This window comes from Stenotrophomonas sp. PS02300 (assembly GCF_029959395.1).
GTDB classification, from domain to species: domain Bacteria; phylum Pseudomonadota; class Gammaproteobacteria; order Xanthomonadales; family Xanthomonadaceae; genus Stenotrophomonas; species Stenotrophomonas maltophilia_AD.
In genome coordinates this window covers 20,297-30,992 of record NZ_JASCOP010000010.1, presented here as the reverse complement: position 1 = coordinate 30,992, position 10,696 = coordinate 20,297, and the positions used below count along the sequence as shown (strand labels likewise).

Annotated in this window: 8 protein-coding genes, 1 pseudogene and 1 riboswitch; of the genes and pseudogenes, 2 read left to right on the top strand and 7 right to left on the bottom strand. The window is 68.2% G+C overall.

Annotated features, from left to right (window positions below):
• Window positions 1-4: 4 nt before the first annotated feature.
• Both QMX79_RS03890 and QMX79_RS03885 read right to left on the bottom strand, forming a co-directional pair.
• A complete protein-coding gene (locus QMX79_RS03890) occupies window positions 5-649 on the bottom strand; it encodes a CPBP family intramembrane glutamic endopeptidase (protein WP_282244561.1) in 645 nt (214 codons plus the stop codon).
• Window positions 650-717: 68 nt separating this feature from the next.
• On the bottom strand, window positions 718-918 hold the full coding sequence (locus QMX79_RS03885) for a hypothetical protein (protein WP_282244559.1): 201 nt from the start codon (window positions 916-918) through the stop codon (window positions 718-720).
• A gap of 383 nt (window positions 919-1,301) precedes the next feature.
• Here QMX79_RS03885 and QMX79_RS03880 point away from each other — a divergent pair.
• Together QMX79_RS03880 and QMX79_RS03875 are read left to right on the top strand one after the other, a co-directional pair.
• Window positions 1,302-3,557, top strand: a pseudogene (locus QMX79_RS03880) (TonB-dependent receptor); the annotation flags it as partial.
• A gap of 17 nt (window positions 3,558-3,574) precedes the next feature.
• Window positions 3,575-5,698 carry a phospholipase C, phosphocholine-specific gene (locus QMX79_RS03875; protein ID WP_282244555.1) on the top strand — a complete coding sequence of 708 codons (2,124 nt, stop codon included), beginning with the start codon at window positions 3,575-3,577 and terminating at the stop codon, window positions 5,696-5,698.
• A 4-nt stretch (window positions 5,699-5,702) separates the two neighbouring features.
• On the opposite strand, the gene QMX79_RS03870 is transcribed toward QMX79_RS03875, so the two are convergent.
• From QMX79_RS03870 to QMX79_RS03850, 5 genes are all read right to left on the bottom strand, one after another.
• Window positions 5,703-6,122, bottom strand: coding sequence for a VOC family protein (locus QMX79_RS03870; RefSeq protein ID WP_282244554.1), 420 nt, complete (start codon window positions 6,120-6,122; stop codon window positions 5,703-5,705).
• Window positions 6,119-6,589: a helix-turn-helix transcriptional regulator gene (locus QMX79_RS03865; RefSeq protein ID WP_282244553.1), complete on the bottom strand. Its 471-nt coding sequence runs from the start codon at window positions 6,587-6,589 to the stop codon at window positions 6,119-6,121. The genes QMX79_RS03870 and QMX79_RS03865 overlap by 4 nt, the downstream gene beginning before the upstream one ends.
• Before the next feature lie 10 nt (window positions 6,590-6,599).
• Entirely contained in the window at window positions 6,600-7,172 is a 573-nt protein-coding gene (gene pnuC / locus QMX79_RS03860; protein WP_282244552.1) for a nicotinamide riboside transporter PnuC, read from the bottom strand.
• 8 nt (window positions 7,173-7,180) lie between these two features.
• A complete protein-coding gene (locus QMX79_RS03855; RefSeq protein ID WP_282244551.1) occupies window positions 7,181-9,352 on the bottom strand; it encodes a TonB-dependent siderophore receptor in 2,172 nt (723 codons plus the stop codon).
• A 67-nt stretch (window positions 9,353-9,419) separates the two neighbouring features.
• Window positions 9,420-9,515, bottom strand: a riboswitch (TPP riboswitch).
• Window positions 9,516-9,556: 41 nt separating this feature from the next.
• Entirely contained in the window at window positions 9,557-10,693 is a 1,137-nt protein-coding gene (locus QMX79_RS03850; protein ID WP_282244550.1) for a phosphotransferase, read from the bottom strand.
• Window positions 10,694-10,696 lie beyond the last annotated feature (3 nt).

Here is a 10,696-nt window from a genome sequence, read left to right as displayed (position 1 = left end):
GCCCCTATCCTTGGAATCCAAATCCCTGGGTAAGGTACCAAGCCATCACAGCGCTGTTGAACAGTCCGTGGATGATGGCGCGCTGCAGGAAGTTGTATTCGTACCTCAACGCAAGCACGCACAGCACGATCGAAAACGGGAACGCAAGCAGCATCACACTTGGGTGGGATAGCGCGAAGATCGTTGAGATGATCAGTGAAGCGGGAATGCCCGGGTGGATGTAGCGGGAGACGGCGGGGCCGATGACGCCAGCGCAGCCGCGCAGCGCGAGGTGCCGTGCCAGCTTCTCCTCGAACAATGGAGCAATCAGCCCGGTAGCCACGAAGCCGGCGACCACGTCGATTGTTCTCAGGTTGGCCCTGGCGGGGAACTTGAAGTCGGCAACGTTCGGAAGGGCGTAGATGAGCAGCCACCCCGCCAGGAACGCCAGCGCGAGAGCAACGCATGCGGCCAGAAGCCATGCTGACCACGCCCGCCGAGGCTCATCGGGGAACAGAAGCACAAGTGCAACGAGGGCCGTGGCCTCTACGATGCTCTTTGCACCGTAAACGCCGGCGTCTGAAAGAACCATGCCGGCAAAGCTGACTGCCACCCACGTAATGGCCGAAAAAATCAGATGGTTTTCAGGAGTGGGAGCAGGTCGCTTCATTTCACATCGCTAATGGAACAGGTGGATGGCACATGCCCCCGGCGCCACCTGGGCCGGGGGCATGTGGATCACTTGGCCATCAGGTTGTAGGCGTCGTACAGATCGCCAAGGTAGGCAATGCCGCTCAAGGGTGCAAACCGACCGTATGCCTTGGCGGCCTGCCCAAGGTCGTCGAACGTGCCGCTTACGCCGAAGGGGCCAAGGTTGACGGAGTAGTTCAGCTCGCCGCCCGAAACGCTGTTCACTTCATTGAAATCCAGATTTCGCATACAAAAACTCCATTGTTGAATTGAAGGCAGTGCCGCGTGCCGAACGCACAGCTAAACGACGTAACGTTACCAACGCGCTTGAGGATCGGCGGTGATCATCCTCAATGTGATCAGCCGAAGAATCTTATCGTCGTACTGCAGAAGCGTGTATCAGAGAAGTCTTACACCTGGTAGTTGTACAGTGTGGTGCCGCCGTAGACTGAACTTGCAAACAGGGTGTCATTCGCAGGTCACCGGCGATATCAATACTCCGGCGGTCGCCACTTTCATTGATGCCAATGCACCCGACCGGTTCCTGTCCTCGCGTCTCGCTTCTCGCCCTGTTGCTTTCTGCTTCCGTACAGGCCATCGCCGCCGAACCGGCACCCGCTGATGACGCGCGCACGCTGGACCAGGTACAGGTCATCGGCCAGGCCACCAGCTTCGCCAAGACCACCGTGAGCCAGGAAACCCTGCAGCGCCAGCAGATCCTGGGTAGCGTCAACAACGCGCTCAATGAACTGCCCGGCGTGGTGGTGAGCGAAGCGGACGCCACCGGCTCCTCGGTCTGGGGTACCCAGATCAGCATGCGCGGCTTCGTGACCAACCGCGACACGCAGCAGATCGGCACCACCATCGATGGCCTGCCCAACGGTGGCTCCGGCTACGGTGGCGGCTCGTTGGCCAACCGCTACATCGACACGTTGGACCTGGAGACCATCGAGGTCAGCCAGGGCACGGCGGATATCTCCTCGCGCTCCAACGAAGCGCTGGGCGGCACGCTGAACTTCCTCACCAGCGACCCGCTGCAGGACGCGCGCCTGCGCATGGTGGTCGGTGGCGGCGACAACGACGCGCGCAAGTACTACGTGCGCTATGACACCGGCGTGCTCGGCGGCAACACCCGCGCGTGGGTCAGCGCCTCGTCGGCTCGCGTCAACGACTGGATCGACGGCAGCGGCCATGTCAGCAACGATCACCTGGCCGCCAAGTTCATCACCGAGCTCGACCGCTGGACGCTGAGCGGCTACGCCTCATACAACGATGCCGACGAACCCGAGTACACCAGCGTCACCCCGGAAGCATTCGCGACCAACCCGGACCGCGACGGCCTCACCGGCACGCTCACCGGCATTCCCTATCTGGACCAGAACTTCCGTTCCGGCTCGCGGGCGCTCCGCGAGAACACCTTTGGCTACCTGCGCGGTGCGTTCGACAGCGGCAACGGGTTCAAGCTCTCGCTCACCGGCTACGCGCACAAGATGGAAGGGCGCGGTGACTGGCTGCCGCCCTATCTGGTGCAGGCGCGCAACGATGGCGCGGGCGCGCCGGAATCCGAATACCTGGGTGGCAGCACCGTGTATGGTGGCAGCGCGCTGGGCCAGTTCTACTTCGTGAACCCTGATGGCAGCGCCGCGCAGATGCGCGCCGGCTGCGTGCCGCGCGCCGGGTTCAGCGCCGAGTACGACCCCAACTGTTACGCACCGGGCGTGCAGGGCGTGCAGTCCTACCGCCATTCCCACTACGACAACGACCGCGCCGGCTTCACGGCCGACGTGGAATGGAAGCAGACCCTGGGCACGGTCGACAACACCGTGCGTGCCGGTGTGTGGCTGGAACAGTTCGACCGCAGCGTGCGCCGCGACTGGCACCGCCTGCTCAACGTCGGCACCGACATCAGCTTCGACCACCAGCCGTACTGGGTGCAGTTCGAAGACCGCTACAAGACCGACGAGCAGATGTACTACGTGGAGGACGTGGCACGCTTCGGGCCGTTCAGCGCACGCGTGGGCGTCAAGCAGTTCTTCGTCGACCAGAAGCGCAACCGCGTGATCGGCAGTGCCGAGAACGTGCGCTCGGATTCGAAGTCCGACCCGCTGATCTCCGCCGGTGGCACCTGGACGCTGCCGGTGGAAGGGCTGGAACTGTTCGGCGGCTTCTCGCAGAACTTCGCTGCCATTCCTTCCGGCGTGCTCGGTGAAACCGACGCGCAGCGCTTCTCGCGGGTGGAACCGGAAACCGCCGACAACATCGAGCTCGGCCTGCGCGTGAGCCGTTGGCCCTTGACCGGCTCGCTGACCCTGTACAACATCAAGTTCGACAACCGCATCGTCTACCTGCCCGCGCGGCTGGCCGACGGCATCGATTACCTGGACGAGACCGATGGCGTCTACGAGAACTTTGGTGGCGTGGAAAGCACCGGCCTGGAAGCCGCGCTCGGCTATGGCTGGGACAACGGCTGGCGCATCAATGGTGCCTACACCTACAACCGTTCCAAGTACCTGGGCAGCGGCAACGTGGCGCGCGACACCGAACTGGGCATCGTCGATGGTGCACAGGTGATCGGCCAGCCCAAGCACGTGCTGCTGGTATCGGCCGACTGGCAGGGCGACAGCTGGAACTTCGGCCTGTCCGGGCGTTACCTCGGCGAGCGCTACCTGGATGCGGCCAACGACAACCGCCTGCCCTCGGCCACGGTGTTCAACGCCAACATCGGCTTCGACCTGCAGAGCCTGTCGCCGAAGCTGAAGGGCGTGGGCGCCAACCTGGTGGTCAGCAACCTCACCGACCGCCGTTACCTGGCCGGGGTGGACGGCAGCGATTCGGCCTTCATCGGTGCGCCGCGCACCGTGGGCTTCTCGGTCCGGGTCGACCTGTGAGCCCGGCGCGCCCGCCCTTGCCCGACAGCAACCGGCGACGGCTGCTGCAGGCGGGGCTGGCCGCAGGCATCGGCGCGCTGATGCCCAGCATCACGCGTGCGGCGGCGATCGCGCCGCATGCGCGCAGCCGCAGCCTCGAGGATGTGCAGCACATCGTGGTGTTCATGCAGGAGAACCGCTCCTTCGACCACTATTTCGGCACGCTGCCCGGCGTGCGCGGCTTCGGCGACCGCTTCGTGGTGCCGGCCGCGCCGCTGGCCGCCAGGCAGCCACGCCGCAACATCTGGTTGCAGCCGAACGCAGCCGGCACCCACGGCATCGCCCCGTTCCCGCTGGATACCGCCGCGCACTTCGGTTACATGCGCGTGGAAGGCACCCCGCACACCTGGCCCGATGCGCAGCGTGCGTGGGACCACGGGCGCATGGCGCACTGGCCGGCGGCCAAGCAGGACCATGCGATGGGCTACTACCGCCGCGATGACATGCCGTTCCAGTTCGCGCTGGCCGAAGCCTTTACCGTGTGCGATGCCTACCACTGCGCGATGCAGGCCGGCACCAATCCGAACCGGCTGTTCCTGTGGACCGGCCACAACGATCCGCACGCACGCGGCGGCGGCCCGGCCGTGGCCAACTCGCACGACAACTTCCCGGAACTGGGCGGCAACCCCGATTCCTACACCTGGACCACCTACGTCGAGCGCCTGCAACGGGCCGGCATCGACTGGCGGATCTACCAGGACATGGCCGACAACTTCACCGACAACCCGCTGGCTGGCTTCGAGCCATTCCGCCAGGCGTGGCGCGGCGCGCCCGGGCATGACGCGGCGCTGCGCGAGCGCGGGGTCAGCACGCGTGGCCTGGCGCAGCTGCGCGAGGACGTGCTGAAAGGGCAGCTGCCGCAGGTGAGTTTCATCATTGCCGATGCCGCCGGCAGCGAACATCCCGGACCGTCCAGCCCCGCCCAGGGCGCGGCCTATACCGCGCGCGTGCTGGATGCGCTGACGGCGGACCCGGAGGTCTGGAGCCGCACCGCGCTGCTGCTGATGTTCGACGAGAACGATGGCTTCTTCGACCACATGCCGCCGCCTGCGCCGCCGTCGCGTGATCCCGCCGCCGCAGGGGGTTGGGCAGGCGCTTCCGCCGTGTCCACCGAGGGCGAATACCACCAGCAGCCGTCGCCAGGCAACGAAAAGGCCGACCCGCTCGACCTGCGTGGCCGCCCCTATGGGCTGGGCCCACGCGTGCCGCTGTATGTGATTTCGCCGTGGAGCCGCGGCGGCTGGGTCGATTCGCAGGTGTACGACCACACCTCGGTGATCCGCCTGATCGAGCGCCGCTTCGGCGTGGCCGCACCCGAACTGTCGCCGTGGCGCCGCGCGGTGTGCGGCGACCTGACCGGTGCCTTCGATTTCACCGCATCCGATACGCGGCCCTTCGTTGCGTCGCTGCCGGCAACCGCTGCCGTCGCCGCGCGCGCAGCGGCCCTGCCCGGGCGCACGGTGCCGGCGTTGCCGGCAGACCTTGAACCGGCGAAGCAGGAACCGGGGGTTCGCCCGGCGCGCGCGTTGCCCTACCGCCCGCAGGCGGAGATAGCGCTGGATGCGGACAACACCAGGGTGCAGCTGACCCTGGGGTGCGAAGGCGCCGCCGCGGTACTGCATGTCTACGACCGGCTACGGCTGGAGGCGGTTCCGCGCCGCTACACCGTAGCGCCCGGTGCGCCGCTGCACGATCACTGGCCGATACACGCAGGGGAAGGCTACGACCTGTGGCTGCTGGGCCCGAACGGCTTCCATCGGCAGTTCCGTGGCGAGGCGGCTGCCGCTGCACCGGTGCAGGCGTCCGTGCGCGGGGAGGGCGGGCAGCTGACGCTTCAGCTGCACAACACCGCGGCCACCGCGCAGGCGGTCAGCGTACGCGCCGCCGTCTACGCGGGCCGCATGCCGGAACGCGAGCTGCAGCTGGTGCCGGGGCAAACCCTGGAGATCCGCTGGAACGCCGCTCCCACGGCAGGCTGGTACGACCTGGAGATCCAGCAGCCCGGCGTGATGCAGCGCCTGGCCGGGCGCATCGAAGATGGCCGGCCGGGCAGCACCGACCCGGCGCTGGGCACCGGGGCGATGCGCTTCCTGCTCGACTGACGTCTTACGCGCCGGCCGTGGCGGCGCGTTCGATCAGCTTCCAGCCGTTGCCGGACGGATCGCGGAAGCCGGCATCCACCGTGCCGTAGCGCGCCACCGGTTCCTGCATGAATTCCACGCCGGCCGCGCTCAGCCGTTCATAGGTGGCCTGGCAGTCGGCCACGGTCAGCACCACCGGCGGCATCGCGCCCTTTGCCACCAGCGCATTGAGCGCCTGGGCGGTGGCCGCGTCGTGCACCGGCGGGCCGGGCCGGAACAGGCCCAGCTGGAAGCCGGGCTGGTCCGGGTGCTGCACGGTGAGCCAGCGGTAATCGCCATTGCCGGCATCGGTGTGCACCACGAAGCCCAGCTTGCCGACGTAAAACGCGAGTGCTTCTTCCTGGTCGCGCACATACAGGCCGACCGTTTCAATACCCTGGTTCATGGGACCTCCGTTGTTGGTGGGTCCTTTTTACCGGTCCCGCCGCCCAGCCGCTTCTCCGAAACTGAGGTCTTGAGATCGGGCCGGCTGGCGGCGCGCGCGATGCATTCCGGGGCCTGCGCGGCGGTGCCGGCGGCAAGGCTGGCGCGCAGCTCGCCCGGGCTCTGCCCGGTGATGTCGCGGAAGATCCGCCCGAACGTGCCCAGGCTGTTCCAGCCGGTCTGCAGCGCGATCTCGGTGATCGTCAGGTCGGTGTCGCGGCACAGCGCCACCGCGCGCTCAATGCGCCGCGTGAGCAGGTAGCGGTGCGGCGGCAGCCCGAACGCCTGGCGGAACTGCCGCGCGAAGTAGGCCTCCGACACCGCGCTGACCTGCGCCAGCCGCGCCACCGGCCACGCCTCGTGCGGGGCGCGGTCCATGTGGTCCCTGGCCCGCAGCAGCCGGCGCAGCAGTTCGGGGGTCTGGTTCATCCGCGCAAGCCTAGCGCGGTTTCAGCGCCGCCCCGGCATGGCCCGCCGCCGACCAGGCACGCAGGCCCATCACGGCCAGGCCGACGAACACCAGGTACAGCCCGGCGGTGATGTCCAGCGATTTGGCCAGGTACATGCCCACGTAGACCACGTCCACCACGATCCACAGCCACCAGGTGGCCACGTGCCGGCGTGCCTGCCACCACTGCGCCACCAGGCTCAGCGCGGCCAGCATGGCATCCAGCCACGGCAGCGCGGCATCGGTCCAGGTGTGCATGGCCGCGCCCAGTGCGATGCCGAACACGATGCCCACGGCCAGGTCGCGCAGCAGCTGCCGGCGTGGCAGCGGCACGATCACGATCGCGCCATCCTGCTCGGCATGCCGGTGCCAGCTCAGCCAGCCGTACAGCAGGAAACCACCGAAGGCGACCTGCAGCAGGGTGTCCGAGTACAGCCGCGCTTCGATGAACACCACCGCATACAGGCCCACCGCCAGCAGCCCCACCGGCCACGCCAGCACGCGGCGCTGGGCCATCAGCCACACGCCCAGCAGGCTGGCGGCGACGGCGCTCCATTCGAGCATGAGCGCGCTCACAGCCCGAAGGTGACCGACAGCCGCGCCTGGCGCGGTGCACCGGCGAACAGGTAGTAGTCGCCGTAGCTGCTGCCGGTATCACGCCAGTAGAAGCGGTCGAACACATTGTCCACCGACAGCGTCCAGGTCACCGGATGCTCGCGCAGCGCGTGCTGGAAGCGCAGGCCGGCATCGAACACCGAATACGAGGGCGCCTTGACGCTGCCATCCACCGTCGCCGCATTGGACGAGGCATAACGCCAGCCGCCGCTCACCGCCAGACCGGACACGAACGGCAGGGCATAGTCCACGTGCACGGCCGCACGCACCTTGGGCACGTTGACCAGCTGCTGGCCGTCGTAGAACGCGGTGCCGGCATCGCGCGCGCGTGCCTGCAGCACGCTGGCGCTGGCGGTCAGGCCGAGCCGTTCGGTGACCTGCCCGTTGGCGGTCAGCTCCAGCCCGGTGTGGGCCTGGGTGCCTTCCTGCACGAAGGTGAAGCCGGCATCGCTGGCGTCGGGCTTGGCGTACTGGAACGGCTGGGTGGTGCGGAACACCGCCGCGCCCAGCATCAGGCCGTCGGTGGCGGCGTACTTGACGCCCAGCTCGCGCTGGCGCGACTGCATGGCCGGCAGGAAGGTGCTGCCGTTGGAGGTCCAGAACGGCGCTTCCTGGCCCAGCGACAGGCCTTCCACGTAGCTGGCGTACACGTTCAGCTGCTCCGTGGCCTGCCACACCAGCGCGGTCTGCGGCAGGAACTGCGACAGGCGGCTGTGCCGTTCCGGGGTACCGCGCTTGTCGTAGGCGCGCTCATCCAGGCGCACATAGCGGCCGCCGGCCAGCCACTGCCAGTCATCGCCGAAGTGCATGCGGTCCAGCGCGAACACCGCGCGCTGCCAGCTGTCCAGGCGCCGCGCGGACGGGCCCGGCTGCAGCGGCGAGGGATCGAACACCGGCACCTGCGCGTCCCCGATGTTGGCCGTGCCCACGTACTCGTTGACGTTCTGGCGCTTGTCCACGGTGCGGTGGAACGCGCTCAGCCCCACCGACAGTTCGTGTTCCACCGCGCCGGTGGTGAAGCGGCCGCGCAGTTCGCCGCGTGCCTCGTCATTGCGGCGCACGTCGTCGGGGCTGCGGTAATCGTAGATGTCGTAGTCGCCGTTGGGCGCGAAGTAGTTGCCCGGCACGCTGCCATCGGCGCAGCCAGCAGCGTAGTAGCAGCCGTACGCAAAGGCGACGTTGTCCTGGATCACCGAGCGGCTGTGGCCCACCGACACGCGCGACTGCCAGGCCGGGCTGAAGTCGTAGGTGTGCAGCGCGGTGAGGTTGGTGCTGTCGATACCCACCGGCTGCTGCCACGGCTGGTGGCCCAGCATGCGGCTGCGGTCCACGCCGCGCGGCAGTTCGCTGCCGCCCAGCAGCTGGTAACCGGACGCCGAGCGCTGCGCGCTGGTCTGGTAGTTGGCATCCACTTCCAGCTTGCCGTGTTCGCCGATCAGCCAGTCGGCGGCCAGCGAATAGAAATTGCGGCGGCCGTCGGCATGCTCGATGTAGGACGAGGTGTCATCCCAGGCGGCGTTGAAGCGCAGCCCGAAGCGCGGGGTCAGCCAGCCGCCCAGGTCCACCGCCGCATAGCGCGAGCCTTCCGAATCGGTGGCCAGGGTGACGTTGCGCACATCGGCGGGACGCTTGCCGACGTAGTTGATGATCCCGCCCGGCGCCATCACGCCAGCGGCGAGGCCGGCCTCACCCTTGAGGATTTCCACCTGCTGCACGTTCTCCAGCGCCAGCCGCTGTTCGCCGGCGATGGACAGCCCGTTGAAGCGGTAACCGGTGGCTGGGTCCAGCGCGAAGCCCCGAATGGCGATGTTCTGGTAATAGCCCACCGGTGCGTAGCTGTCGCCCAGCGAGGCGTCGTGCCGGGCCAGCTCGGACAGGGTGCGCACCTGCAGGCGGTCCAGGAAGGCGCTGTCGAGCACGTTGACCGAGGCCGGGGTGTTCTTCCAGTCGGCGCTGCCGAAGCTGCTCGACGGTGCCAGCGGCGCGGCGGGCTTGCGCGCCTGCACGCGGATGCCGGCCAGGTCGGTGGGCGAGCGCTCGCCTGCGGCGGTGTCGGCGTCACTGGCGTACAGCGGCAGGGCGGCGCAGAGGGCGGCGGTCAACAGCGTGAGGCGGTAGCAGCGGTTCATTCGATTCGTCATCAGCCAGAGGAGACGAAGCGACGGCGCGCAGGCGCACCGGCCCGCAATGGGGGGTGCGCTCGCTGCTCAAGCTCCCTACGCCGGTGCAAACCGGATCAGGTTCCAAGGGACTCTCTCAGCCTGGCAACGCCAGGCACCCCCGCTTCAGTGGCCATTTTCACACCAATCGGCCGCCGTTGCGACCCCGCCGGTTCAGGCAGCGGCGTGCAGCGCGTCCAGCAGGGCCCGGCCGGGGCGGCTGGCGAACCAGTCGGCATGGCCCAGCAGGAACGTGTGGTAGGCCACGTCGGCGTTCGCCGGGGAGCCGGTAACCCCTTGGAAGTACTCCACTTCCGAGAGGGCGAAGTCCAGGTGCACCACCGGCAGCAGGTCGGCCAGCAGGTGTACCTGGGCGGCCGCCAGCGGGCGTACCTGGCGGTAGCCGGCCAGCAGCGCCAGCGCGATATCGGCATGCGCCACCGGGCCCTCGCCGCCGGCATCCAGCCAGGCGATGGCATTGCGCTCGATCGCGGTGGCCAGGTCGAACAGGGCGCTGGTCGGCGAAGCCAGGCCGAAATCGAAGACGGTGCCGATCGTCGCCGTGGCGCCGTGGCCGTGCCAGAGCAGGTTGGAGACATGCCAGTCGTTGTGCCCCCACAGCACCGGCTCGGCGGCCAGCCGCTCGACCACGGCCGCGTGCCAGGGCAGCACCGCGCGCTGCAGGTCGTGTTCCCAGCGTTGTCGCGACAGGTAGCCGGCCAGCGCGGGGCGGTCGGGAAGCTCGCGCTTCAGCAGCGCCAGCGGATCGTGCGCGCGGAGCAGGTCGTCGCGCGCCACCAGCAGGTGGGTGCTGCGCTGGGGCGCGTGGTAGCTGGCAGCCGCAGCGTGCAGGCGGGCCAGCATCGCACCGGCCGTGCGCGCCTGGGCGACATCGTCCAACGGTGTCCATGACGGGCTGTCGCGGTACAGATCGTGCCCATCGCCTTCGGCGTGCACTTCGTAGGTCCAGTCGCCGTGCGCGATCGCGGTGGCGCCGTCGTGCGCGTGCAGCACCTGCACGACCGGCAGTGCGGCCGCGGCCAGGTGCGCGATGAAGCGATGCTCTTCGGTCAGCACCTCGACCGTGCGCACACTCACGTGGTGGCGTTTGACGAAGCAGCGCCGCGAACCGCACGCCACCAGGGCTGCAGCGGAGAAGGGGCGCGGGCTGTGCCACAGCACGCGGCACTCCCCATCCAGTGCAGGGTAGTGGCCGCGCAACCACGCCAGTTCGGTGCCGCTGATCGCCGGCCAGTCTGCAACGACGGCGTCGTTGTCCAGGCCCTGCACGCGGTGATCGGTGTTCATCATGGA

Excerpts from the sequence above, each read along its gene's own strand:
- QMX79_RS03890 (WP_282244561.1), bottom strand. The coding sequence starts at position 649 with ATGAAGCGACCTGCTCCCACTCCTGAAAACCATCTGATTTTTTCGGCC.
- QMX79_RS03885 (WP_282244559.1), bottom strand. The coding sequence starts at position 918 with ATGCGAAATCTGGATTTCAATGAAGTGAACAGCGTTTCGGGCGGCGAG.
- QMX79_RS03870 (WP_282244554.1), bottom strand. The coding sequence starts at position 6,122 with ATGAACCAGGGTATTGAAACGGTCGGCCTGTATGTGCGCGACCAGGAA.
- QMX79_RS03865 (WP_282244553.1), bottom strand. The coding sequence starts at position 6,589 with ATGAACCAGACCCCCGAACTGCTGCGCCGGCTGCTGCGGGCCAGGGAC.
- pnuC (WP_282244552.1), bottom strand. The coding sequence starts at position 7,172 with ATGCTCGAATGGAGCGCCGTCGCCGCCAGCCTGCTGGGCGTGTGGCTG.
- QMX79_RS03855 (WP_282244551.1), bottom strand. The coding sequence starts at position 9,352 with ATGAACCGCTGCTACCGCCTCACGCTGTTGACCGCCGCCCTCTGCGCC.
- QMX79_RS03850 (WP_282244550.1), bottom strand. The coding sequence starts at position 10,693 with ATGATGAACACCGATCACCGCGTGCAGGGCCTGGACAACGACGCCGTC.